The organism is Alkalilimnicola ehrlichii, assembly GCF_003399765.1.
Classification (GTDB): domain Bacteria; phylum Pseudomonadota; class Gammaproteobacteria; order Nitrococcales; family AK92; genus AK92.
In genome coordinates this window covers 40,170-64,324 of sequence record NZ_NFZV01000013.1, presented here as the reverse complement: position 1 = coordinate 64,324, position 24,155 = coordinate 40,170, and the positions used below count along the sequence as shown (strand labels likewise).

20 protein-coding genes and 4 pseudogenes are annotated in these 24,155 nt (G+C 57.7%); 6 read left to right on the top strand and 18 right to left on the bottom strand.

Features of this window, described 5'->3' with window-relative positions:
- Positions 1-79: 79 nt before the first annotated feature.
- The 16 genes and pseudogenes from rnhB to rpsB form a co-directional block, all read right to left on the bottom strand.
- Positions 80-691: a ribonuclease HII gene (gene rnhB, locus CAI21_RS13170; protein ID WP_181919417.1), complete on the bottom strand. Its 612-nt coding sequence runs from the start codon at positions 689-691 to the stop codon at positions 80-82.
- Positions 679-1,809, bottom strand: a complete 1,131-nt coding sequence (gene lpxB, locus CAI21_RS13165) for a lipid-A-disaccharide synthase (RefSeq protein WP_116302705.1) — start codon at positions 1,807-1,809, stop codon at positions 679-681. Before lpxB ends, rnhB begins: the two co-directional genes overlap by 13 nt.
- A 148-nt stretch (positions 1,810-1,957) precedes the next feature.
- A pseudogene (gene lpxA / locus CAI21_RS13160) lies at positions 1,958-2,727 on the bottom strand (acyl-ACP--UDP-N-acetylglucosamine O-acyltransferase).
- Positions 2,724-3,115 (bottom strand): annotated as a pseudogene (gene fabZ / locus CAI21_RS13155) (3-hydroxyacyl-ACP dehydratase FabZ). Before fabZ ends, lpxA begins: the two co-directional pseudogenes overlap by 4 nt.
- A 65-nt stretch (positions 3,116-3,180) precedes the next feature.
- Positions 3,181-4,233, bottom strand: a complete 1,053-nt coding sequence (gene lpxD, locus CAI21_RS13150; protein ID WP_116302769.1) for a UDP-3-O-(3-hydroxymyristoyl)glucosamine N-acyltransferase — start codon at positions 4,231-4,233, stop codon at positions 3,181-3,183.
- Between the two features lie 31 nt (positions 4,234-4,264).
- A complete protein-coding gene (locus CAI21_RS13145) occupies positions 4,265-4,813 on the bottom strand; it encodes an OmpH/Skp family outer membrane protein (protein WP_258868951.1) in 549 nt (182 codons plus the stop codon).
- Positions 4,813-7,095 carry an outer membrane protein assembly factor BamA gene (gene bamA, locus CAI21_RS13140; RefSeq protein ID WP_116302704.1) on the bottom strand — a complete coding sequence of 761 codons (2,283 nt, stop codon included), beginning with the start codon at positions 7,093-7,095 and terminating at the stop codon, positions 4,813-4,815. The genes CAI21_RS13145 and bamA overlap by 1 nt, the downstream gene beginning before the upstream one ends.
- A 27-nt stretch (positions 7,096-7,122) precedes the next feature.
- On the bottom strand, positions 7,123-7,539 hold the full coding sequence (gene rseP / locus CAI21_RS25655) for an RIP metalloprotease RseP (protein ID WP_309544703.1): 417 nt from the start codon (positions 7,537-7,539) through the stop codon (positions 7,123-7,125).
- The gene (gene rseP, locus CAI21_RS13135) at positions 7,461-8,483 is read right to left on the bottom strand and encodes an RIP metalloprotease RseP (RefSeq protein ID WP_309544702.1); all 1,023 of its coding nucleotides are present in this window, start codon (positions 8,481-8,483) and stop codon (positions 7,461-7,463) included. Before rseP (CAI21_RS13135) ends, rseP (CAI21_RS25655) begins: the two co-directional genes overlap by 79 nt.
- Positions 8,484-8,489: 6 nt before the next feature.
- Positions 8,490-9,694 (bottom strand): annotated as a pseudogene (ispC, locus tag CAI21_RS13130) (1-deoxy-D-xylulose-5-phosphate reductoisomerase).
- Positions 9,676-10,496, bottom strand: a pseudogene (locus CAI21_RS24930) (phosphatidate cytidylyltransferase). Before CAI21_RS24930 ends, ispC begins: the two co-directional pseudogenes overlap by 19 nt.
- 4 nt (positions 10,497-10,500) lie before the next feature.
- Entirely contained in the window at positions 10,501-11,247 is a 747-nt protein-coding gene (locus tag CAI21_RS13120) for an isoprenyl transferase (protein ID WP_116302703.1), read from the bottom strand.
- A gap of 299 nt (positions 11,248-11,546) precedes the next feature.
- A complete protein-coding gene (gene frr / locus CAI21_RS13115; RefSeq protein WP_116302702.1) occupies positions 11,547-12,104 on the bottom strand; it encodes a ribosome recycling factor in 558 nt (185 codons plus the stop codon).
- 3 nt (positions 12,105-12,107) lie between these two features.
- Complete coding sequence (pyrH, locus tag CAI21_RS13110; RefSeq protein ID WP_116302701.1) at positions 12,108-12,827, bottom strand: UMP kinase; 720 nt, start codon at positions 12,825-12,827, stop codon at positions 12,108-12,110.
- A 43-nt stretch (positions 12,828-12,870) separates the two neighbouring features.
- On the bottom strand, positions 12,871-13,758 hold the full coding sequence (gene tsf, locus CAI21_RS13105; protein ID WP_116302700.1) for a translation elongation factor Ts: 888 nt from the start codon (positions 13,756-13,758) through the stop codon (positions 12,871-12,873).
- A 62-nt stretch (positions 13,759-13,820) separates the two neighbouring features.
- Entirely contained in the window at positions 13,821-14,603 is a 783-nt protein-coding gene (gene rpsB, locus CAI21_RS13100) for a 30S ribosomal protein S2 (protein WP_116302699.1), read from the bottom strand.
- Positions 14,604-14,887: 284 nt separating this feature from the next.
- Here rpsB and map point away from each other — a divergent pair, with 284 nt between their 5' ends.
- From map to dapE, 6 genes are all read left to right on the top strand, one after another.
- Positions 14,888-15,655 carry a type I methionyl aminopeptidase gene (gene map / locus CAI21_RS13095; RefSeq protein WP_116302698.1) on the top strand — a complete coding sequence of 256 codons (768 nt, stop codon included), beginning with the start codon at positions 14,888-14,890 and terminating at the stop codon, positions 15,653-15,655.
- A 4-nt stretch (positions 15,656-15,659) separates the two neighbouring features.
- Positions 15,660-18,356 (top strand): [protein-PII] uridylyltransferase, encoded by a 2,697-nt coding sequence (glnD, locus tag CAI21_RS13090; RefSeq protein WP_116302697.1) that lies wholly within the window; start codon positions 15,660-15,662, stop codon positions 18,354-18,356.
- A 72-nt stretch (positions 18,357-18,428) separates the two neighbouring features.
- The gene (dapC, locus tag CAI21_RS13085) at positions 18,429-19,640 is read left to right on the top strand and encodes a succinyldiaminopimelate transaminase (protein WP_116302696.1); all 1,212 of its coding nucleotides are present in this window, start codon (positions 18,429-18,431) and stop codon (positions 19,638-19,640) included.
- Between the two features lie 10 nt (positions 19,641-19,650).
- Positions 19,651-20,469 carry a 2,3,4,5-tetrahydropyridine-2,6-dicarboxylate N-succinyltransferase gene (gene dapD, locus CAI21_RS13080; protein ID WP_116302695.1) on the top strand — a complete coding sequence of 273 codons (819 nt, stop codon included), beginning with the start codon at positions 19,651-19,653 and terminating at the stop codon, positions 20,467-20,469.
- Positions 20,470-20,486: 17 nt separating this feature from the next.
- Positions 20,487-20,831 carry an ArsC family reductase gene (locus CAI21_RS13075; RefSeq protein ID WP_116302694.1) on the top strand — a complete coding sequence of 115 codons (345 nt, stop codon included), beginning with the start codon at positions 20,487-20,489 and terminating at the stop codon, positions 20,829-20,831.
- A 60-nt stretch (positions 20,832-20,891) separates the two neighbouring features.
- Positions 20,892-22,028, top strand: a complete 1,137-nt coding sequence (dapE, locus tag CAI21_RS13070) for a succinyl-diaminopimelate desuccinylase (protein WP_116302693.1) — start codon at positions 20,892-20,894, stop codon at positions 22,026-22,028.
- A gap of 104 nt (positions 22,029-22,132) precedes the next feature.
- On the opposite strand, the gene dapB is transcribed toward dapE, so the two are convergent.
- Together dapB and dnaJ are read right to left on the bottom strand one after the other, a co-directional pair.
- Positions 22,133-22,957, bottom strand: coding sequence for a 4-hydroxy-tetrahydrodipicolinate reductase (gene dapB / locus CAI21_RS13065; protein WP_116302767.1), 825 nt, complete (start codon positions 22,955-22,957; stop codon positions 22,133-22,135).
- A gap of 41 nt (positions 22,958-22,998) precedes the next feature.
- Entirely contained in the window at positions 22,999-24,135 is a 1,137-nt protein-coding gene (dnaJ, locus tag CAI21_RS13060; RefSeq protein WP_116302692.1) for a molecular chaperone DnaJ, read from the bottom strand.
- Positions 24,136-24,155 lie beyond the last annotated feature (20 nt).

Below are 24,155 nucleotides of genomic sequence, written 5' to 3'. Positions count from 1 at the left end.
CTCAATTGGCTAGTAGCAAATTACTGCGGAAGAAACCCGGCAGGCAGCGCCTATCGCAAGCTGTGCCAGGCACCTTAATTCAGCAACTTACCATCAGTTCCCGAACCGGACGAAACGACTTACGATGAATGGCACAGGGGCCCAGCCGTTGCAGCGCCGCCATATGCGCAGCCGTACCATAACCCTTGTGCTGGGCAAAACCATAGCCCGGAAACGCCTCATCCAGTTGTTCCATTTCTTGATCGCGCAGGTGCTTAGCAATGATAGACGCCGCCGAAATGGCCGCCACCTTGCGGTCTCCGCCAACGATCGCGGTTGCAGCGCATGCCAACGTTGGACAACGGTTACCGTCGATCAAGGCGTGCTCGGGGCGAACGTCTAAGCCGTCTACCGCACGTCGCATCGCTAACAGGGTGGCCTGTAGAATATTGATCCGATCGATCTCCTCAACCTCGGCACGACCCACTGCCCACGCTAACGCATTTTCCTGAATGCGCTCGCAAAGCAAGGCTCTATCGTTCGCACGTAAGGTTTTGGAATCTGCCACCCCAGCGATAGGATGCGCCGGGTCCAGTATGACTGCAGCGGCCACCACCGGTCCAGCTAACGGGCCACGGCCTGCTTCGTCGACCCCGCATATGCGGGCCGCGTTCGCGGAAAAACCTAATTCCAACTGATCTAGAGCAAACACTCGGCGATCGCCTCCGCTGCGGCCTCGTCGGCCTGCTGCCGCAACTCCTTGTGAATTTCAAGACAGCGTGCCCGCCGCGCCGCCGCGTTGTCCGGATTGTTAAGCAAAGCGGCCACCGCCTCGGCTAACGCAACCGGCGTCGCCCGCCCCTGAATGAACTCTGGCATTAACTCTTCGCCAGCCAACAGGTTCGGCATCGCAATACGATCGACCTTAATCATCATCCGGAACAACCAATAGCTGACTGGCGAGACAATATAACCGACCACCGTCGGCCGTTTTAACAGCATCGCTTCTAACGTGGCGGTGCCGGACGCCGACAGCACAACGTCCGCAGCGCCCATGGCGAGTTCGGAGCGCCCTTTCAGACAACGAACCCGGTCCGTCAGATTCAGTTGCGCGAGCTGCTTCGCAAACAATGTCCCAACTTGCTCGGTCGCCATCGGCGCGATGAATCGTGCCGCCGGAAAACGTTCCGCAAGCCGACTCGCCGCTTCTGCAAATACGGGCCCTAAGCGACTGACTTCACTGACTCGACTACCCGGCAGGATAGCGATAACAGGGTCGTTCCCTTCGATGGCCAACTTACCGCGCGCGCGTTCCACATCGTGCTCTAAAGGAAAGCGATCCGCCGCCGTATGCCCGACAAAGCGCACGGGAACGTCGTGTTGTCGATAAAAATCGGCTTCAAAGGGAAACACGGTCAACATTAAATCGACGGCACGTTTAATCTTGCGAATGCGCCCCTGCCGCCAGGCCCAAACGGTAGGGCTTACGTAATGAACGGTTTTGATGCCAGCTTGCCGTAACTGCTCTTCCAACCCCAAATTGAAGTCGGGGGCATCAATGCCGATAAAAACATCGGGCGGCTCGGCTTTCCAGCGCTCGATCAAACTCCGGCGCAGCTTAAGCAACCGCGGCAGGTGGGCCAAAACCTCGGTCAGCCCCATCACCGAGAGCGTTTCGAGGGGATAGAGGCTGTCGAACCCCTGGCTCGCCATCCCCGGCCCCCCAATGCCTTCGAAATGCGCGTCGGGATAACGACGCTTCAACGCGCGAATCAAACCGGCGCCAAGCAAATCGCCGGACAACTCGCCGGCTACTACCGCGATACGCATGAATCTTCCTTGGCCGTACAGGAAATAAACACGGCCCCAACGAAAACGTCGGGGCCTTGAAGATTATTAATACCGTGCGACAAACAACCGGCCCTGCAGGGGGCATCGCAAACCCGGAGTTGCCCGTTGCCGAAAGTTGTCGCTAACGTCAGCGAACGATGCCGCGCTCACTTTGCTCGAGGAACTCGACCAGCAAGCTCACCTCTTCGGTATCGCCCGCCATGTCGCGCAGGCTGCTTTTGGCCTGCTCAAGGCGCAAGCCGGATTTGTAGAGGGTCTTATAAGCTCGTTTTAACGCCCGGATGACTTCTGCGCTTTGCCGTGACGACGCAACCCTTCCGAATTAATCCCGTGCGGCGCAGCCATCTGACCGGAAACCATCACGTAAGGAGGAACGTCGCGATTAATAGCGCTACCGAAGCCGGAGAAACTATACGCTCCAATCCGACAGAATTGGTGTACTAACGAAAAACCGCCCAGAATCGCATGATCGCCAACGATAACGTGCCCCGCCAACGACGCCGAATTGGAGAACGTCGTATTGTTTCCTACGATACAATCATGCGCGATATGGCAATAGGCCATGATCCAGTTATCGTTACCGATACGCGTCACACCGCCGCCCTGTACGGTTCCGCGATGAACGGTTACGCCCTCTCGGAAGAGGTTGCGGTCGCCGACTTCCAGCACCGTTGGCTCGCCTTGGTACTTTTTATCCTGGGGCGCCTCGCCAATAGAAGCGAACTGGTAGATTCGATTCTCGCGCCCGATTCGGGTCGGCCCTTGCACAACGGCGTGCGGCCCAATCCAAGTGTCATCGCCAATCTCCACGTCCGCGCCAATAACGCTAAACGGGCCGACGCTGACATTTGCGCCGAGCTTGGCTTTCGGATCAATGACAGCGCGTGGGTCAATCACTCAACTTCCCTCATCGTGCAACGGATTTCTGCTTCGGCTACCAAGGCACCGTCGACCGTGCCTTGTGCGTCAAAGATCCACAATCCGCGAACAGTACGACGATGCTGAACCTCTAAACGCAACTGATCGCCCGGCACGACCGGCCGTTTAAAACGCGCATTCTCAATACCGACAAGGTAAAAATATGGTCGCCCTCCAGCTCTTCACTGGTGGCGAATCCTAACAGACCACAGGCCTGGGCAAGCGATTCGAGGATTAATACGCCCGGCATGACCGGCTCTTGCGGGAAATGACCGGCAAAGAAAGGCTCGTTAATGCTGACGTTCTTGACCGCCACCAACGACATGCCTTCGACATCGCACTCGAGTACTCGATCCACCAATAACATCGGATAGCGATGCGGAAGGTGACTGAGTATTTTTTCACATCCATCAACATTAGCGTGCCTCAAGCTTATTCTTGTTCGGAAGCTTGCCCTTTCAGCTCGGCAAGCTCCTGCTCCAACGCCTTCAAGCGTCGATACATTTCATCCAGATGGTTGAAGCGGACCGCATTCTTGCGCCACTGCCGCGTCGGTGCCACTGGGGTTACTGAGGAATACATGCCAGGCTTATCGATCGAGCCGGTAACACCGGTCATACCCGTCAGGGTCACACCGGAGGCAATCTCAAGATGCCCGGCGACGGCCGTCGCACCGCCGATCAAACAGTTTTCCCCGATTGTCGTACTGCCGGCCACGCCCGCGCAGCCAGCCAATACCGTGTGTTTACCGACGCGCACGTTATGCCCTATCTGCACCAAGTTGTCGATCTTGACATCGTCCTCGATAACAGTGTCGTCCAAGGCGCCGCGATCGATCGTGCTATTGGCTCCGATATCCACATCGTTACCAATCCGCAAACCTCCGAGCTGAGGAACTTTCGCCCAACCGTCCGGGCCGCGCGCAAAACCGAATCCATCGGCACCCAGCACCGCGCCACCATGAACGCGCACTCGGCAGCCCAGCACCACACCGGCAGCAACCACAACGTTCGGACCGAGAATACACGCCTCGCCCACGACCGCATCGCTTCCGATAACGGCGCCAGGACCGACCACAACGCGATCTCCAAGCCGGGCACCGGCTTCGATAACCGCGTGCGGCCCAATGCTGACCGCCTCGCCCAATACCGCCTTCGGGTGAACAAAAGCACTGCTCGCGATACCGGCAGCCGGGGCTTGCATCGGGTTCAGTAATTGCGCAACACGCGCATAAATGTAATACGGGTTATCCGTCACTAGCGCAGCTGTGGGACAATCGTCCACGGACTTGCCGTCAAGAATGACAGCACTTGCACGCGCAGCGCGCAACTGCTGTCGGTAACGAGGATTGGCAAAAAAACTGATAGCTCCCTTATGCGCCCGATCCAGCGGTGCTACATGATCGACTTCCAAGTCGGGATTGCCGTGGAGTTCAACCTCCAGTTGCTCGGCCAGGTCAGCCAAGCAGTAGCGTTTTTCAGTCAACGGTAAGCGCTCCGATCGAAACGGGGGCAACTTAACGCCGGCTACCGGACTCGCCCGTACCCAGGCGTTCAATCACCTTATTGGTAATATCGACTTGGTCGCTGGCGAAAATCACGCCATCACTGACGATTAGATCGAAGCCTTCTTCCTTGGCCAATTCGTGAATCGCCTCGACAATACGCCGTTGCAGCTTACCAAGCTCCTCATTACGACGCATGCTGAAGTCTTCACGAAATTCATCTTGCACGCGACGAATTTCACGTTGTCGACTCACCAACTGCCGCTCAAGCTCTCGCTGTTCGCTCTCGCTCATCACATCGGCATCGCGGGCCAGCCGCTCTTCGAGCTGCCGCGCTTCGCGCTGCATGGCCACCAGTTCCTGATCGCGGCCGGCAAACTCGCTTTCAAGCTTACGCCTCGCCTCCTCCGCTTGCGGAGCCTCGGAAGAGACGCGCGCGGCGTTAACAAAACCGATTTTCAGACTTTCGGCCGCTGCGGCACCGGCGGCACCTAGCGTCATGAACACCGCAACGACGGCGACCAGCGCCGTGCTCGAAAAAGAAATGTTCCGTTTTTTCATCAGAAGAATGTCCCTAAGGAGAACTGGAACCGCTGCGTCCGGTCTTCCGGCTCCTCGTTCAACGGCCAGCCTAAACTCATCGATAATGCACCCAACGGCGAAAGCCAGATCAGCCCTACACCCGTAGAGTAACGTAGCTCGTCAAGATCTATACCATCGTCAGTTGTGTCGAAAACATTACCCCCGTCAAGAAAACCGAACAGCCTAAGAGACTGCGCTTCCGTAAACGGTACCGGGAATATAAGCTCAGCCGAACCTAAAATCCGTGCGTTACCGCCCAATGGGCGATCGTCGACCTCGTCCCGCGGCCCCAACGAGTTGCCTCGATAGCCCCGAACGGTGGAGATACCGCCGGCATAATAGTTTTCGAAAAACGGCAGCTCATCGGTATTACCATAGCCGTCGCCGTAAGCTAGCCGCCCCTCCACGGACAACGTCCAGGTGTCAGTTATAGGAAACCAACGTTTATGGTTATAGCTGAGCTTATAGAACTCTAGATCGCTACCCGGCACTGCCACTGCGGCCGATATCTGTTGGCGGCCTCCGAAATTGGGGAAGAACGCCCGATTACGGGTATCCCGAGTCCAACCTAAAGTCGCCTTATAGTTATCGAAACGCTCGCCGTACTCGTCGGTGAAGTCGAGAATTCGAGCCGCGGTAGTATCGCTCACGTCTAACCGCAGGTTCTCGTAGGAGAACTGGACGTTAATCGAATCGTCTTCGTTAATCGGAATGTTATAGCCAACCCCCAAGTTGCCCGCACGAACCCCGTAGTCGGACAAATCCGCACGGCTCGCCTGGGTTTCCCTTAGGCTTGCGTTGAAACTGCGACTTACCCCGTCGATTGTGTGATAGCGCTCGGTATAGGCCAGGCTATAAATGCGGTTAACGCGACTGTTGTTAATGGCGAAGCTCAACCGATCGCCCGTACCAAGTACGTTATCCTGCTCAACCGAGAAGTTAACCAAAAAACCTTGATAGTCCCCGTAGCCGACACCGGCCTGTAAACTGCCAGAAAGCTGCTCCTGCACGGACACATTGACATCGACCTGATCGTCGGTCCCCGGCACTTGGGGCGTTTCGATATTCACGTTAGAGAAGAAACCCAGCCGCTGTAGGCGAGTTTGCGAACGCCGCAAGCGATCGCTCGACAACCAGCCGCCTTCCATCTGCCGTAATTCGCGGCGAATGACTTCGTCCTGAGTACGATAGTTACCGGCGATATTGATCCGTCTTACATAGACCCGCTTCCCTGGATCGACATAATAGACCAACGATACCGTATTGGTATCTTCATCGACCTCGGGGACAGGGTTAACGTTAGCGAAGGCATACCCTTCCTGGCCGAGCCGCTCCCGTATCCGGTTACTGCTTTGAGTAACGCCCTGGCGCGAATACTGATCGCCCGGTCGTGTCGCTAACAGCTCGCGCAACTCGGCTTCGTCGACGATCAGATTGCCGGCCAGGGTAACGTCGCCGATATCGTACTGCTCGCCCTCGGATACGTTGACCGTGATATAGATATCGCGCCGATCCGGACTAATCGATACCTGAGTTGAGCTTACATTGAAATTAATATAACCGCGGTCGTGGTAGTAAGATGTCAGGCGTTCCAAGTCAGCCGCCAGTTGCTCGCGCGAATATTGATCCCTACGCGAGAAAAATTGGTACCAACGACGCGGACCCTGCTCAAACAAACCTTGCAAGGTGCTGTCGGCCACCGCCTCGTTCCCGACGAAGTTAATTTCGCGAATTCGCGCCGGATCGCCTTCGGTCACATCGATGCGAATACCTACCCGGTTTCTTGGCAACGGCGAGACGGTGCTTTCCACCTGCATCCCGTACTGCCCCTGGTTCAAATATTGGCGACGCAGTTCTCGCTCGATATCGTTAAGCAGAAACCGATTAAAAACCCGACCTTCGGCCAGACCGACTTCGTTCAGCGCGGCCAACAAAGCGTCGTCCCCAATAGCTCGGTTACCTCGCAACTCGATACGAGCGATGGCCGGACGTTCCACCACTTCGACGACCAGCACACCGTTGTCGCGTTCTAAACCAACGTCCTGAAAGAAGCCTGTCTGATAAAGGCTACGGATGGCATTGGCCGCGACTTGCTGGTCGACAACGTCATTTACGCTAACGGGAAGATAGTTAAGAACCGTACCAACATCGATGCGTCGCAAGCCCTCAACCCGAATGTCCTCGACTTCAAAGGCTTCAAACGCCTTTGCCTGGCCGATAACGGCGAACAATAAAAATAGTACGAGTAAGCTCCGTCCCATCACGCGTGTGCCGGTCCCAGTCGTTGGTTACCCGAATAGCCGGGCAAGATCGTTATAAATAGCGAGGCCCATCAGCATCAACAAAAGCAGTATGCCGATCTGCTGCCCCGCGACTTGTGCGGCTTCAGATAAAGGCTTCCCGCGTATGCCTTCGATAACAAAGTAAAGCAAATGCCCACCGTCTAACACGGGAATAGGTAGTAGATTGAGTATGCCGAGACTGATGCTGACAATGGCCAAAAACTGTAGAAACGGTACCAGCCCAAGGCTGACCGAGTCACCGGCATACTGCGCAATATTGATAGGCCCGCTTAGATTTTTCAGGGAAGCGTCGCCGGTCACCATGCGCCACAAGACTCTAACCGTCAACAAACTCGCTTCCCAGGTTGCCCGCGCAGCCTCCGTAACGGCGGCCAACGGCCCGTATCGTACCTCGCGAAGCATCCCTTCATAAAGATCGTCGGGCACCTCCGGGCGAGCGCCCAGCAAACCAACCGTCTCCCCCCGATTTCCTGGCTGCCGAGTTCCGCATCGATCGCGAACTGACGCTCGTCCCGCACTACGCTGAGGCGAGCCGACTGATTCGGACGCGCCTGAACCAACTCGACTAACTCTGCCCAGGATTCCGCCTTATCGCCGTTGACGGCGACAACGCGATCGCCTACTTGCAGGCCTGCGTTAGCTGCCGGACCGCCTCCGACAACCTCCCCTAGCACCGGGGGTAAGCGCGGGAGCCAGGGGCTTAAGCCGATCAACTGTAAGTAGTCCGGATCCTCGCCAAGCGCGGGAGTTGCCGACAGATCCAGCACCCGCACGCGAACATCGCCATCCGTTTGCTGAACCGTTACCTCCAACTGCCCGCGCTCCAATCCGCCCGCGAGCAATCCCATCAAGGCTTGTTGCCAAGTCTGCACCTCTCGGTTGCCGATCGTTAGCAATTCATCGCCGACTTGAAAACCCGCCTCGGCTGCCGGAGAAGAGTCTCGCACGTCGCCGACTATCGGCCGCAGCTCGCTGCTACCGACGATAAAGATGGCCCAATAGGCCACCGCCGCAAACAAGAAGTTAGCTAACGGTCCCGCCGCGACAATAGCGAATCGGCTCTTCAACGGCTGGCGATTGAACGCTCGATGCGCTTCTTCGGGATCAACCTCGCCCTCTCGCTCATCCAGCATTTTGACGTAACCGCCGAGCGGGATACTGGCTAGCACATATTCGGTTTCGCCATTTTTCCCACGCCAGGAAAACAGCGGCTTTCCGAACCCGATCGAGTAGCGCAGGACTTTTACGCCTAACTTACGGGCCACCCAAAAATGGCCGTACTCGTGGAAAGCAACCAGGATGCCGACCGCAAGAATGAACCCAAGTATGCTGACCAGAATATCCATACCGCGCTAGCCGCCACGTACCCGCACGATCTCGCTAGCGACTTCGCGCGCCGTTTGATCGATGCCAAGCACAGCTTCCAAGGAATCCACCTTTGCCTCCGGTAGCCGCGCCAGCGTGCGCTCTACCACTTCCGGTATCGCCACAAACGACAGCTGCCGATCTAAAAAGCAGCCACTGCGATCTCATTAGCCGCATTCAAGACCGCGCAGGCGCTTCCTCCTTGCTCCGCGGCTGCATAAGCCAACCGTAGGCAAGGAAAACGCTGTTGATCGGGCGCCTCGAAATGCAGCCCTCCGATCACTTTACACAAGTCCAATGACTCGACTCCCGATTCAATACGCTCCGGCCAAGCCAAAGCGTGCGCGATAGGCGTGCGCATATCGGGATTCCCCAGCTGCGCCAGCACCGAACCGTCCGCGTACTCCACCATGGAATGAATGATGCTCTGTGGATGAATGACAACATCTACGCGCGCAGGTTCCGTCGCGAACAGGAAGCAAGCCTCAATCAGCTCCAATCCTTTATTCATCATGCTGGCCGAATCGACCGAAATTTTTCGTCCCATCACCCAGTTAGGATGAGCACAGGCTTCCTCCGGCGTAACGCCGATCAACTCCTGCGCCGAGCGGGTACGAAAAGGCCCGCCGGACGCCGTCAACAACAAGCGCCGAATGCCCGAGCCTTGCAGGCCTGCCGCCGCGTAATGGGACGGCAGGCACTGGAAAATCGCATTATGCTCGCTATCGACCGGCAACAGCACGGCTCCGCTTGCCTTCACCGCTCGCATGAACAAATCGCCGGCCATCACAAGAACTTCTTTATTAGCCAGCAAGATCCGTTTGCCCGCTTCGGCTGCTGCCAAAGTAGGCAGCAGCCCGGCCGCACCGACAATGCCCGCCACGACGCAGTCGACTTCCGTCAAAGCCGCCAACTCCGCAAGCCCCGCCTGGCCGACCACAACCTCGACCTCAACGCGGCCTCGCGCCTTAAGCTCTGCGCGCAGCGCAGGCTCCGCCGCCGGGTCGGCCAACCCTACATACTGCGGCCGAAAGCGCTCGCACTGTTCTGCCAATCGTTTGACATTACGATGACCGGTTAGCGCGACGATCTCGTAACGCCCCGGGTTACGACCCACGACGTCAAGCGTATTAACGCCGATCGAGCCGGTCGAGCCGAGAACGGCAAGGCGGGTTACACGCTCAGCTGCCACAAGGAATACCCCAATGCGAATATCGGGCCGGCGGCAGTCAAGCTATCGACTCTGTCCAAGATCCCGCCGTGCCCGGGCAATATGGTACCGCTATCCTTCACGTCGTAGCGTCGTTTAATCATGCTTTCGTATAGGTCGCCGAGTACCGAAAACGCAACCGTCACCAGGGACAGCAACATCAGCAGCGCCAGCGCAGGGCCAGCCGGTCGAATAAGCAGATAAAAGAGACACCCGGCACCTACCGCGAGGACCACGCCGCCGATAACGCCCTCCCAGGTTTTGTTCGGGCTCACCTTAGGCGCCAACTTATGCTTGCCGAAGGCCCGCCCAGCGAAGTACGCCCCACATCCGCGCCCCAAACCAGCACGAACAAGTAGGTAATCCAAAACGCACCGTCAACGCTTGCTCCATGCAAGTAGCTCAGACTGAGCCAAGCAAACCATAAGACGGCATACCCCATCCCAATGGCTTCACCGTTGGACAAACGGGCATCGTTACCGGCGCCAAAGCGGAACACGCGGGCAAACGCCGCGACCCACCACAGACTTCCTACGGCCAAGGCTAACCAAGGGGCTTGGGCATAAGTCAGATAGATCGCGCCGAAACCGATCAAAATCAACAACACCGCAACATAGCCAACGCTGGCTGTTACGCTAAGCCCGATAATCCGCGCCCACTCCCAAGCCCCTAGCGCCACAATAAGCGCAAATACCACCGCCACGAATGGCGAAGGCGTCAGCCATACTACGGCAAGAAATAGCGGCGCCAGAACGGCGGCGGTAAGAATTCGCCATCTAAGCATTATTCTATTGCTCCAGCTGCTCGCTGACCTTACCAAACCGACGCTGCCGAGTTGCGAAATCGGCTAATGCTGCTCGCAAGTCGTCTTCCCGAAAGTCGGGCCACAGCACATCGGAGAAATAAAGCTCGGTATAAGCCAGTTGCCACAGCAGAAAATTGCTGATTCGCCGCTCCCCGCCCGTTCGGATAAACAAGTCGGGTTCCGGTAAATCATTGAGAGAAACATAATTGCCGAAGCTATCGGCATCGATACTGGCAGGGTCGCGCCGACCGGCGGCAACATCCTCCGCCAAACGCCGCGCCGCGTTCGCAATATCCCAGCGCCCGCCATAACTGGCGGCAATAACCAAGGTCATACCGTTTGCTTGCGCGGTAATTCTCTCCGCTTTCGCGATCTGCTTCTGTAACCTGTTTGGAAAACGCGTCAAGTCACCGATCAGGCGCAAGCGGATGTTGTTCTCGGCCAGACGTGTCGCTTCCTTTTCCAGCGTCCGCAAGAACAATCCCATAAGAACGGACACTTCGGTCTTTGGCCGTTGCCAGTTCTCGCTGCTGAACGCGAACAAGCTCAACGTTTTTACGCCTTCGCGGGCGCAGGCTTCTACTACCGCGCGTACCGAATGCACACCTTCCCGGTGTCCTGCATGACGTGGCAACGAACGAGCCGTTGCCCAGCGCCCGTTGCCATCCATAATGATGGCGACGTGCCTCGGCAACGGCTCATATTTGGACGCGGTCCCAGCCGTGCTCATCTGTGCCTCCCAGCTTGGATTGCAGCAAATAGAATGCGGCCGGGCCGCCGGCAGATAGTTCGTAGAAATGCTGCTGAAGCACTCTGTTAGCTCCCGACGCTCTTAGAGTCGTCAAACGCCAACAGTAACCTTTCCGTGAGGCAGGATTGCCCCGACAACGGCTAATGCGGCGCAGGACCCGCTACGCCGTAGCCAGACGCCGAACGCTTAAGACGACTGCTCAAGCGTTCGGGCAATCTATTCCCGAAGCTGTCGCTCTCGACGACAGGCGGGGAATCGCCTCTATGCCGAAGATCCGCTTAGATCTCCAACAATTCCTTTTCCTTCGCTTCCAGCACGCTATCCAGCTCTTTGATGTACTTGTCGGTCAATTTCTGGATATCGTCTTCGGCACGACGTTGGTCATCTTCGGAAATTTCCTTCTCCTTGACCAAGTCCTTAATCGTAGAGTTGGCATCGCGACGGATATTGCGAATCGCTACCCGCCCCTGCTCCGCTTCGGCCCGCACAACCTTAATGAGATCGCGCCGCCGTTCTTCCGTAAGCGGAGGCAACGGGATGCGGATCGTTGTACCGGCACTATTCGGCGTCAACCCAAGATCCGATTCCATAATCGCCTTTTCAATCGGGGCAACCATGGTCTTTTCCCAGGGCGTAACCGTAAGCGTGCGCGCATCGCCAACGGCCACGGAAGCAACCTGACTCAACGGCGTCTGGCTGCCGTAATAATCCACCGTTATGTGATCCAAAAGACTGGTATGCGCCCGCCCGGTGCGAACCTTTACGAGATCCTGCTTGAGAGCCTCGACGCTTTTTGCCATGCGGCTACTCGCGTCCTTCTTGATATCCTCGATCACGGTCTATCCCCTCTCAACAACCGTTCCGATCGCCTTGCCGGTAACGGCATTCATCAGGCAACCGGGCTGGGTAACATCGAACACCATAATAGGCATATTCTGGTCGCGACACAGTACGATGGCGGTTGCGTCCATCACCATCAGCCTGCGCTCAAGCACTTCGTCATACGTCAGGCGATCGTAACGGACGGCGCTCGAATCGAGCATCGGGTCGGCCGAATACACGCCGTCGACCTTCGTTGCCTTTAGCATGATATCGGCATCGACTTCGATCGCACGAAGACTGGCGGCGGAGTCGGTAGTAAAGAACGGGTTACCGGTGCCTGCCGCGAGGACGACGACACGACCTTTCTCCAGATGCCGAATAGCTCGCCGCCGAATGTAGTCTTCGCAGACTTCGTTGATCTTGATCGCCGACATAACGCGGGTATAAACCCCCTCGCGCTCAAGAGAGTCTTGCAGCGCCAGGCCGTTAATGACGGTGGCCAACATGCCCATATGGTCGCCGGTTACCCGGTCCATTCCCTCGGCGGCAAGCCCTGCACCACGGAAGATATTCCCGCCGCCTACCACGAGAGCAACCTGTACACCGAGCTCCACGATCTCGCGAATCTCGGACGCTAGGCGGCGGATAACGGCGGGAGATATTCCATAGTCGCCGTCACCCATCAGCGCCTCGCCGCTCAGCTTGAGGAGAATGCGCTTATATTTGGGTTCAGTCATTGCGGTGCGCCTTGTGCAAAGCTTGCCTTCCAGGCGAGGCTCCTTAAGAGCCCCGCACCTGCGCCATAACTTCGTCAGCGAAGTTTTCCTGCTTCTTCTCGATGCCTTCGCCCACTTCGAAACGGGTAAAGCGGGTTACTTTAGCACCGGCATCCTTCAGCAGCTTGCCAACGGTTTGGTCCGGATCTTTAACGAACGGCTGTCCGACCAAGGTGATCTCGGCAAGAAACTTCTTCAGACGGCCTTGAATCATTTTCTCAATGATATCCGCCGGCTTGCCGCTGTCCTTGGCCTGAGCAATCAGGATTTCGCGTTCTTTCTCAAGCACGTCCGCCGGCACGCCGTCTTCGTCCACACAAACCGGCTTACTGGCCGCAATATGCATCGCGACGTCACGTGCCAGCTCTTCGGAGCCGCCTTCGAGCTCAACCATCACACCGATGCGCGTACCGTGCAAGTAGGTAGCAACGATGCCGTTAGCGTTCTCAAAGCGGACAAAACGACGAACCTGAATGTTCTCGCCGATTTTTGCAACCAGCTCCTGCCGAGCATGATTGATAGACGACCCTTGCGCGCCGTCGATAGCCAGTTCGCTCAAGGCGTCGACATCGGCCGGGTTGTTTTCGAGAACGCGCGCAGCGACCGCTCCGGAAAACTCTTTGAACGGCTCGCCGGTGGAGACGAAATCGGTTTCGCTATTCACCTCAACCATCGCGCCGCGCTGCTTGTCGTCGGACACGACGGCAGTGATCGCGCCTTCGGCAGCGACCCGATCAGCCTTCTTATCGGCTTTCGCCAAGCCGCGTTTACGCATCAACTCAACGGCCTGCTCGATATCGCCGTTAGTCTCGACCAATGCGTTCTTGCACTCCATCATACCGGAGCCGGTACGCTCCCGGAGTTCTTTTACCAGAGCTGCAGTAATTGCCATGAGCTCTTCCCTCTTTACGTAATCGTGTGACTGTCTCGCGCCAGAAGCAAAAGGTTCCGGGGTTATTCCCCGGAACCTTGCGCCGCTTCGGAGGCTTCGGCTTTGGCTTTTTCGCCTTCGCTGACCTCAACGAAGTCGTCGCTAGCCACGCCACCTTGCACGCTCGTCTGCCGAGCGTCGAGCACGGCGTCCGCCAAGCCTTCCAGATATAGCTGAATAGCGCGAATCGCATCGTCGTTGCCCGGGATGACGTAGTCGACGCCACGCGGAGAGTTGTTGGTATCGACTACCGCTACCACCGGAATACCTAATTTTTTGGCTTCCTGCAGCGCAATCTTCTCGTAACCCACATCGATAACGAACATCGCGTCCGGGAGGCGCTCCATGTTCTTAATGCCGGCCAAGCTTCGGTTCAGCTTATCCATGTCGCGCCGCAACATAAGGACTTCTTTCTTACCGAGGCGGTTGAACGTTCCGTCAGCCTCTTGGGCTTCCAGGTCTTTCAAACGGCGGATGGATTGCTTAACGGTGCGGAAGTTGGTCAGCATACCGCCTAACCAACGGTGGTCTACATACGGCATGCCGCAGCGAGTCGCCTGCTCGCGAACGGTTTCGCGTGCAGCACGCTTCGTGCCGACGACCAGAATCTTGCCGCCGTTCGCCACCAAGCTGCCGACGAAGTTCAACGCATCGTTGTACATCGGCAGGGTTTTTTCGAGGTTGACGATATGAATCTTGTTGCGGTCCCCGAAGATATAGGGGGCCATTTGCGGGTTCCAGTAGCGGGTCTGGTGACCGAAGTGAACACCAGCCTCCAGCATTTGACGCATGGAAACTTTAGCCATGACTGACTCCTTAGTATAAGGGTTAAACCTCCATACACCCTCATATAACAACCTGTATAACAATCTGCTATCAGGCACCCCGTTATATGTGTCGGTGCATGTGTGAATTAGCCGCTTAAGCGGCCGCTAACATATTTGCCCCTCGGCGCCTGAGCGCTGCCATTTGCCTAACGAGCGCGCGCTTTATACCATATCCGGGTTGCGTCGACAATTTACACCGCCCCGCTCGACCCCGAAAAAATGGGTTGATCGGGCCGTTCCCGCCACCTCTATACAGGATTGAAATGCCAGTAACCATCAAGACGCCGGAAGAAATCGAGAAAATGCGTGTGGCGGGCCGGCTGGCCGCCCAGGTCTTGAAGATGATCGCGCCTCACGTGCAGCCCGGCGTCACCACGGAAGAGCTTGATCGAATTTGCCACGAGTATATCGTTAATGACTTGGAGGCAATTCCCGCACCCTTGAACTACCGCGGTTTCCCGAAATCCATCTGCACTTCGGTAAACCACGTTGTTTGCCACGGCATCCCCGGCAGCAAACGCCTCAAGCGCGGCGATATTATTAATATCGACATCACTGTCATCAAGGACGGTTACCACGGCGATACCAGCAAAATGTTCTATGTCGGCGAGCCGCCGATCCTCGGCCGTCGTTTATCCGAAGTCGCCCACGAGTGCATGAAGCTGGGCATTGAGATGGTCAAACCCGGAATTCGCCTCGGCGATATTGGTCACGCCATACAGACCTACGCGGAGAAACAAAATTTCTCGGTAGTACGCGAATACTGCGGACACGGGATCGGGCGAGAATTTCACGAAGACCCGCAAGTCCTTCACTACGGCAAACCGGGCACGGGCATGGCCTTGGAACAAGGCATGACCTTCACGATAGAACCCATGATTAACAGCGGCCGCGCGGAAACTCGACTGCTCAAGGATGGCTGGACGGTTGTTACCAAGGACCATGGGCTTTCCGCGCAGTGGGAACATACCATTCTCGTCACGGCGGACAGCTTCGAGGTGCTGACGCGCCTGGAAGGCGACCCGATCTAAGACTATGCCCTCATCTAATACACTTAGACACGATCCCGAACTTTTCGACAGCGCCGCCTTTGACGAGGCGGCGACTACGACCGAGACTCCCCTATCGCTGTTCCGCGAAGCACTAAAGAAGGGCGACGAAGTACTACGCAGCCGGTTTCAGGAGGGTATTTCGGCGGCGGATCTGGTGCCGGCGCGCGCCTGGTTAGTCGATCAATTGCTTGTTCGCGCATGGGAGCGGATCGTCGCCCCCATCCCCGGCGAAAAAGCCTTGGTCGCTGTTGGCGGCTTCGGGCGCGGCGAACTACATCCCGGCTCCGACGTCGACCTTATGGTGCTGCTCGGCGACGAAGCGCAAGCTGCGTTAACACCCGCACTTGAGCAATTCCTCATGTTTCTCTGGGACTTCGGCCTGGAAGTTGGGCATAGCGTACGCTCTATCAGCGACTGCATCGAAGAAGCGCAGCGCGATATCACGACGGCAACCAACCTGATGGAGGCTCGTCTATTAAGCGGTTCTGCGCCGCTTTACGAGCGGATGCGCACTGTTACCGGCCCCTCTCAAGTTTGGCCAAGCCGAAAGTTTTTCGAAGCCAAATGGCAAGAGCAGCTGGCCCGCCACGAGAAATATCACGATACCGCCTACAACCTGGAGCCGAACGTTAAAGAGAGTCCGGGCGGACTTCGCGATATTCATATGATCGGCTGGGTCGCTAAACGCCACTTTGGCGCCAACACGCTACACGACTTGGTCGCTCACGATTTCCTGACCGAAGCGGAATACCAGGCCCTGCTACGCGGCCAGAATTTTCTGTGGGATCTTCGTTTCGCGCTCCATACCTTAGTCGGTCGCCGAGAAGACCGCCTGCTATTCGACCATCAGACGACCTTGGCCAAACAGTTCGGCTTCGAGGATGCCGACCACTCGCTTGCGGTCGAACAATTTATGCAGCGTTATTATCGGACGGTCATGGAGCTCAGCCGGCTCAACGAAATGCTGCTTCAGCTATTTCAGGAGGCAATTCTTTACGCCAATATCGATGAGCCACCCGTATTGATCAACAAACGCTTTCAAGCGCGGCGGGGCTTTTTGGAGGTTACCCACCCCAACATTTTCACCCGCTATCCGATCGCCTTGCTGGAAGTCTTCTTGCTGCTGCAACAACACCCCGAGCTTAAAGGGGTACGCGCTTCGACTATCCGGCTCATTCGCCGCCATCGCAATTTGATCGACGATCGGTTTCGTAACGACTTACGCGCACGCAGCCTGTTTATGGAAATTCTCCGCCAACCTCGCGGAATTACTCACGAGATGCGCCGGATGCATCGCTACGGCGTGCTCGGACGCTACCTTCCTGCGTTCGGCCACATTACCGGGCGCATGCAGTACGACCTGTTCCATGCCTATACGGTCGACTCGCATACGCTTTTCGTCGTCCGGAACTTACGCCGTTTCGCCTTGGCGGAGCACGCGCACGAATTCCCGCTCTGCAGCACCATCATGTCGCGGTTGCCGAAACCGGAACTATTGTATCTGGCCGGGCTGTTCCACGACATCGCCAAAGGGCGCGGCGGCGATCACTCGGAGCTTGGCGCGGAAGATGCGTACGCGTTTTGCTTGCGTCACGGCCTGAGTCACTACGATGCGCGCTTAGTTGCATGGCTGGTACGGCACCACTTACTCATGTCGATGACCGCTCAGCGCAAGGACATCAGCGATCCGCTGGTAATCAACGAGTTTGCTAAACAAGTCGGCGATCTTAAGCATCTCGACTACCTCTATTTGCTGACGGTAGCTGACATCAGGGCCACCAATCCGACCCTGTGGAACTCCTGGCGCGATTCGCTAATGGCCGAACTCTATACCGTTACTAAGCGGGCGCTGCGGCGCGGATTGGGCAACCCGATCGACGAAGACGAGTTGATTCAAGAAACGCAGGCCCAGGCGCGTCGTCGCCTTAAGTCCTCCGGGCTGCATCACATGACGGTCCGCGCCATCTGGCGCCGCTTTAGCGACGACTACTTTCTGCGCTATTCGGCCGAGGAAATCGCCTGGCATACCGCTGCGATCGCCCGCATCGGGCCGGAGGATATGCCGTTGGTGCTGGTTAACCCGCGCAGCACCCGCGGCGGAACCGAAGTATTCATCTACACTGAAGACAAAGATCATGTCTTCGCGCTAACCGTCGCCGCCTTAGACCAGCTGGGTTTGAACATTCAAGATGCCCGCATCATCACCACCGAAAGCGGGCATACGCTGGATAGCTACCTTGTGCTTGAGAGCGACGGCGAGCCGGTGACGGAGCCTTACCGCGAGCAGGAGATTATCAATCACCTGCGGAGCACCCTGCAGAATACGGATCTATTACCGCCGCCGCCGAATAAGACCTTGCCTCGCCAGCTACGGCACTTCACTACGCCGACTCAGATAAACTTCAGCAGCGATGTGCATAACAACCGCACAGTGTTGGAGCTTATCACCGGCGACCGGCCGGGCTTGCTGGCACGTGTCGGCTATATATTCAGCCTCTGCAAAGTGCGCCTGAAGAACGCCAAAATTGCCACCATCGGCGAGCGGGCCGAGGACGTGTTCTTCATTACCGACACCGATAACGAGCCGTTGAAAGACACGGCGGTCTATGAGTGTCTGCAAAAGGCGCTGGAGGAAACGCTCCTAGATAGCGATAATCCCACCTCCGTCACACTCAGTTGAGCTCCGAGCCGAGCCCCGCCGCACCTACACGCATAAGTGCGGCGGGGCTCGGACAACCGAAGGGATCCGTCGATGAACCCGAAACTGGACCGTCTGCTACCCTACCCCTTCGAGCGCCTCAATGCGCTTAAAGGGGCGGTTACGCCGCCAACGGACAAACCTCATATCAGTCTGGCCATCGGAGAGCCGCAGCACGCGCCGCCGCATTGGCTGACCGAAACCTTCATCGCCCATGCTCATGGGCTATCGCACTACCCCTCGACAAAAGGCGGCGAGGAATTACGCACCGCAATCTGTGCTTGGCTTGCGCAACGATTCCAGATCCGCCGTTCACAGCTCGACCCGGAACGACAGGTCCTGCCGGTCAACGGTACGCGGGAAGCCTTGTTCGCTTTCGCACAGGCCGTGGTCGAGGAAAAGGCGGATGCCATGGTGCTCATGCCTAATCCGGGATATCAGATTTACGAAGGGGCCTGCTTACTGGCGGGAGCAAGCCCGCACTATATGCCGCTAACGGCAGACGGCGCCTATTTACCCGATTTCGGTGCGGTACCCGAACACGTCTGGCAACGTTGTCAGCTAATTTATATCTGCAATCCGGGCAATCCGACCGGCGCACTCATGCCCACCGAGCAACTGGCGGAACTCATCGCGCTGTCTGACCGGCACGATTTCGTTATAGCCGCCGACGAATGCTATTCCGAGCTGTATCAGAACGAAGACGCCCCGCCCGTGGGCCTTCTACAAGTATGCGCGCAACTGGGCCGGGACGATTATCGCAACTGCGTAGTCTTCCACAGCCTGTCGAAGCGCTCCAACGTACCGGGGCTACGCTCCGGCTTCGTCGCCGGCGATGCGGCTGTCTTAGAACGCTTTTTGCTTTATCGTACCTATCACGGCAGCGCCATGCCTCTGCACGTACAAACGACAAGCCGTACGGCCTGGGCCGACGAGCGACACGTGGCAGAGAATCGGATGCTGTACCGGCAGAAATTTGCCGCTGTGGGCGAAATACTCGCGCCGGTCCTGACCTTCGAGCAGCCGCCGGCAGGCTTTTATCTCTGGCCGCGCACGCCGCTACCGGACACCGAGTTTGCGCAACGCCTGTACGCAACGGAAAATGTGACCGTATTACCCGGAAGCTTTCTCTCTCGTACCGTCAACGGGCATAATCCCGGCACCGAACACGTCCGGCTCGCATTGGTTGCTAGCGAAGAAGACTGCATCGAAGCGGCGCGACGTATCCGCCGTTTCATCGAAAATCTATCATCATCATTAAACTAAGGAGAAGGAAATGGGCGACTTGCAATCCGTCATCGAGACCGCGTTCGAAAAACGTGCCGAGCTAGGCCCCGATACGGTAAGCCCCGAAGTACGCGAAGCGGTCCAGGAAGCGCTCGCACTTTTGGATAGCGGCAAAGCGCGGGTCGCAGAAAAACGCGACGGCGACTGGCAGGTCAATCAATGGCTGAAGAAAGCCGTCCTGCTTTCCTTCCGCTTGAGCGATAACGAGGTCATTCGGGGCGGCGCCACCAACTTCTACGACAAAGTGCCCCTCAAGTTCACCGATATGAACTCGCAACAGTTCCGCGACGGCGGCGTACGCGTTGTTCCCCCGGCCATGGCCCGTCGCGGCGCTTATATCGCTCCAGGTGCTGTTCTGATGCCCTCCTATGTCAATATCGGCGCTTACGTGGATTCCGGCACCATGGTCGATACCTGGGCAACCGTCGGCTCCTGCGCCCAAATCGGCAAAAACGTGCACCTCTCCGGTGGTGCGGGTATCGGCGGCGTGCTCGAACCCTTGCAGGCCAGCCCCACCATTATTGAGGACAATTGCTTTATCGGCGCTCGCTCGGAAGTCGTCGAAGGCGTTATCGTCGAGGAAGGCGCCGTCATCTCCATGGGCGTTTTCATCGGCCAAAGCACCAAGATTTACAACCGCGAAACTGGCGAAATCAGCTACGGCCGGGTGCCGGCCGGCGCCGTTGTCGTTCCCGGCAGCCTACCTGCGGAGGACGGCAGCCACAGCCTTTCCTGCGCCGTCATTATCAAACAGGTCGATGCCAAAACCCGCAGCAAAGTCGGGCTCAACGAGCTGCTTCGCCCGTAAGATAGGACATCGCGGCCATGATTGTTTACGGCATCAAAAACTGCGATACCGTCCGCAAGGCCCGGCGCTGGCTCGACCAGCGCGGGGTCGACTATAGCTTCCACGATCTGCGTCAAGATGGGCTGGAGCGCTCCACCGTGGAGCGCTGGTGTCAGGCATGCGACTGGGAATGTTTGCTTAACCGTCGCGGTCGCACCTATCGGCTACTGCCCGATGAGCGCAAACAGGATCTGAACGAAACCCGCGCCATCGACCTCATGATAAGCGAACCTACCGTCATCAAGCGCCCGGTTGTGGAACGGGACGGCGAGGTAGTCGTCGGTTTCGACGATACCGCTTATAGCGAACGTTTCGCCGACTAACCCCTAATGCTAGGCTCTCGGCCGCTGCCGTCGGCAGCGGCCCGATTGTTCAGGACTTTTATGGACTCTCCCACCTTAAGACTTGCCAAAGAACTCATCCGCCGAGCGTCGATAACACCCATCGACGCAGGCTGTCAGGACCTCATTGGCGAGCGACTGCAAGCCCTTGGCTTTCGCAACGAAATTATGCAGTTCGGCGACGTCACTAATCTCTGGACGCGACGCGGCGAGAAAGCCCCGCTCTTCGTCTTTGCCGGGCATACGGATGTTGTTCCAACGGGGCCGGTATCGGAATGGCGCTTTCCGCCGTTCGAGCCGACGGTTCACGAAGGTATGCTATACGGTCGCGGCGCCGCCGATATGAAAGGCAGCGTCGCCGCTTTCATTACAGCCTGCGAACGTTTTCTAGCCCACTGCCCGGAGCCGAACGGTTCTATCGCACTGCTCATCACCAGCGACGAAGAAGGGCCTGCCGTAGACGGTACGGTTAAAGTCGTCGAAGCGCTCAGCGCGCGCGGCGAAACCATCGATCTGTGCGTGGTAGGCGAGCCCTCAAGCTCGACACGGGTGGGCGACATCGTCAAAGTCGGCCGGCGCGGCTCGCTGAATGGCCGCCTGCGCGTCATGGGCGAACAAGGGCATGTCGCTTATCCGCACCTGGCACTGAATCCACTGCACGCGTTCGCACCCGCTCTGCTGGAGCTAACGCAGCAGCAGTGGGACGCCGGCAACGACGATTTTCCGCCGACCACCTTTCAAATCTCGAATATCAAAGGCGGCACCGGCGCAACCAACGTTATCCCCGGCGAGATCGAGTTACTGCTTAATTTCCGCTTCTCGACCGAAGTCACGGCCGATGAACTTAAAGCGGAGGTGGAAGCATTGCTACAGCGGCACGATCTCCGTTTCGAGATCGAGTGGACCCTATCGGCTCAGCCCTTTCTGACCGGCGAAGGCCGCTTGCGTAACGCCACCGCCATCGCCGTCGAAGCCGTCTGCGGTCGGGCGCCGGAAATGACGACCACTGGCGGCACATCCGACGGTCGCTTTATCGCTCCCACCGGAGCGGAAGTCGTGGAACTCGGCCCGGTCAACGCAACGATCCATAAAGTTAACGAACACGTTGCCGCAGAGGATCTGGATATGCTCTCGGCCATGTATGAAAAGCTGTTGGAAGAGCTTCTCGGCAAGGCTTGAAAGATCGAGTACGTCATCTCGCTTCGCAAAGGCTCGCCGTACCCGCTTACGAAGAAGCGTGCAGGTACCCTGCACGCTTCGCGTTGCCTATTTAACGCTCCGGCCTAAGCGCCGCCCAACTCGCGCAGGCCTAACACATCTTCCATATCGAACAGTCCTTGCTCGCGCTCCATCGTCCAATTCGCCGAGCGCACGGCGCCTGTGGCGAATGTCATCCGGCTGGAGGCTTTATGCGTAACTTCCAGGCGCTCGCCCACACCGCCGAACATGACTGTATGCTCGCCGACGATATCGCCGGCACGCACCGTTGCAAACCCGATGGTTTTTCTATCCCGAGCGCCCGTCTGGCCCTCGCGGCCGTATACCGCATGGGTCTCCAAGTCTCTGTCCAGCACCTTGGCGACCGCCTCCCCCATCCGCAACGCGGTGCCGGAAGGTGCATCCACTTTGTGCCGATGGTGCGCTTCTATGATCTCGATATCGACGTCATCGCCCAAAACCCGCGCCGCGAGCTCGATTAGCTTCAGCGACAAGGTCACGCCAACGCTATAATTGGCCGCCATAACGATCGGTAATTCGTTTGCCACCTGCTCAATCTGCCCACGCTGGTCCGCGGTAAACCCCGTCGTCCCGATGACCATCCGCACGCCGGCGCGACGACAGGCGTCGACATGCCGTAAGGTGGCATCCGGGCTGGTAAAGTCGATAACGACGTCGACCTCGGCACCGGCCAATGCGACCTCCAAGTCGTCAAGCAAGGCAACACCCAGATTACCTTGTCCGACCAGTTCGCCGGCATCGATACCGGTCAGTTCGTGTCCGGGCCGTTCGACGATGGCCGCCAGCGTGGCCTGCTCGTCGGCAATAGTCGCTTCGATAAGTGCGCGCCCCATACGTCCGGCCGCGCCCGTGATGGCGATTCGCGTCATCAGTCGTTCCTTTTGCTCCTCGACCGCCGCTTGCGCGGCAGTCAAAATTTCAGATCTTCGAAGAAGCGCTTCACGCCATCCAACCACGAACTCCGCTGCGGCGCGTGTTTATCGCCGCCTTCTTCGAGCGTGTTACCGAACTCCTCTAGTAACTCGCGCTGTTTCTTGGTCAGATTAACCGGCGTTTCCACCCCAACTCGGCACAGCAGATCGCCGGGCGCACCGCCACGCACCGGCGTGACCCCCTTCCCTCGGACGCGGAACACCTTGCCGGTTTGCGTACCTGCCGGAATACGGAGCGAGACACGCCCGCTTAGGGTCGGCACTTCCTGCTCGCCGCCGAGCGCCGCTACGACCATGCTAATGGGAACATCGCAGCGCAAATCGTTACCGACACGGGTGAAGATGGGGTGCGGTTTCACCGCGATTTGCACATACAAATCGCCTGGCGGCCCGCCGTTTTCGCCCGGCTCGCCCTCGCCGGTTAAGCGAATTCGATCCCCGGTATCCACCCCTGGCGGGACTTTGACGGCCAAGGTCTTGGTCTCTTCGACGCGCCCACGGCCATGACAGTTGGTGCAGGGGTTGGTAATAATCGTTCCTGTACCGTGACAGCGCGGGCAAGTCTGTTGGATAGAGAAAAAGCCTTGCTGAACCCGGACATCGCCATGCCCATGGCAGGTCGGGCATGTCTCTGGCTGGCCGCCGTCTTTGACGCCGGTACCGGTACAGACTTCGCACACGACCAAGGAGGGAACCTTGATCTTCGCCTCCGTACCCTGCACGGCTTCCTCTAAGCTTAGCTGCAAGGTATAGCGAAGGTCCGCGCCCCTGAATACTTGCCGACCGCCGCCGCGGCGCGCGCCGCCGCCGCCGAAGATATCGCCGAACACATCGGAGAAAATATCCGAGAAATTGCCCGGTCCGGCACCTCGCCCCCCGCCCATACTGGGGTCGATACCGGCGTGGCCGAACTGGTCGTAAGCCGCCCGCTTTTGCGCATCGGACAGCACTTCGTAAGCTTCCTTCGCTTCCTTAAAGTGCGCCTCCGCCTCCTCGTCACCCGGGTTACGGTCCGGGTGATACTTCATCGCTAAGCGGCGGTAGGCCTTTTTAAGGTCGGCCTCGGAAGCGTTCTTTGCCACGCCTAAAATTTCGTATAAGTCACGTTTCGCCATTGCGCGTCACTGATCTTCAC

What these genes read in the sequence shown, in the direction of transcription:
- rpsB (WP_116302699.1), bottom strand. Translation starts at nt 14,603, where the DNA reads ATGGCTAAAGTTTCCATGCGTCAAATGCTGGAGGCTGGTGTTCACTTC.
- CAI21_RS13145 (WP_258868951.1), bottom strand. Translation starts at nt 4,813, where the DNA reads ATGAAAAAACGGAACATTTCTTTTTCGAGCACGGCGCTGGTCGCCGTC.
- lpxB (WP_116302705.1), bottom strand. Translation starts at nt 1,809, where the DNA reads ATGCGTATCGCGGTAGTAGCCGGCGAGTTGTCCGGCGATTTGCTTGGC.
- rseP (WP_309544702.1), bottom strand. Translation starts at nt 8,483, where the DNA reads ATGGATATTCTGGTCAGCATACTTGGGTTCATTCTTGCGGTCGGCATC.
- pyrH (WP_116302701.1), bottom strand. Translation starts at nt 12,827, where the DNA reads ATGACTGAACCCAAATATAAGCGCATTCTCCTCAAGCTGAGCGGCGAG.
- rseP (WP_309544703.1), bottom strand. Translation starts at nt 7,539, where the DNA reads ATGCTTCGCGAGGTACGATACGGGCCGTTGGCCGCCGTTACGGAGGCT.
- dnaJ (WP_116302692.1), bottom strand. Translation starts at nt 24,135, where the DNA reads ATGGCGAAACGTGACTTATACGAAATTTTAGGCGTGGCAAAGAACGCT.
- dapD (WP_116302695.1), top strand. Translation starts at nt 19,651, where the DNA reads ATGGGCGACTTGCAATCCGTCATCGAGACCGCGTTCGAAAAACGTGCC.
- CAI21_RS13120 (WP_116302703.1), bottom strand. Translation starts at nt 11,247, where the DNA reads ATGAGCACGGCTGGGACCGCGTCCAAATATGAGCCGTTGCCGAGGCAC.
- tsf (WP_116302700.1), bottom strand. Translation starts at nt 13,758, where the DNA reads ATGGCAATTACTGCAGCTCTGGTAAAAGAACTCCGGGAGCGTACCGGC.
- bamA (WP_116302704.1), bottom strand. Translation starts at nt 7,095, where the DNA reads ATGGGACGGAGCTTACTCGTACTATTTTTATTGTTCGCCGTTATCGGC.
- glnD (WP_116302697.1), top strand. Translation starts at nt 15,660, where the DNA reads ATGCCCTCATCTAATACACTTAGACACGATCCCGAACTTTTCGACAGC.
- dapE (WP_116302693.1), top strand. Translation starts at nt 20,892, where the DNA reads ATGGACTCTCCCACCTTAAGACTTGCCAAAGAACTCATCCGCCGAGCG.
- map (WP_116302698.1), top strand. Translation starts at nt 14,888, where the DNA reads ATGCCAGTAACCATCAAGACGCCGGAAGAAATCGAGAAAATGCGTGTG.
- dapC (WP_116302696.1), top strand. Translation starts at nt 18,429, where the DNA reads ATGAACCCGAAACTGGACCGTCTGCTACCCTACCCCTTCGAGCGCCTC.
- CAI21_RS13075 (WP_116302694.1), top strand. Translation starts at nt 20,487, where the DNA reads ATGATTGTTTACGGCATCAAAAACTGCGATACCGTCCGCAAGGCCCGG.
- dapB (WP_116302767.1), bottom strand. Translation starts at nt 22,957, where the DNA reads ATGACGCGAATCGCCATCACGGGCGCGGCCGGACGTATGGGGCGCGCA.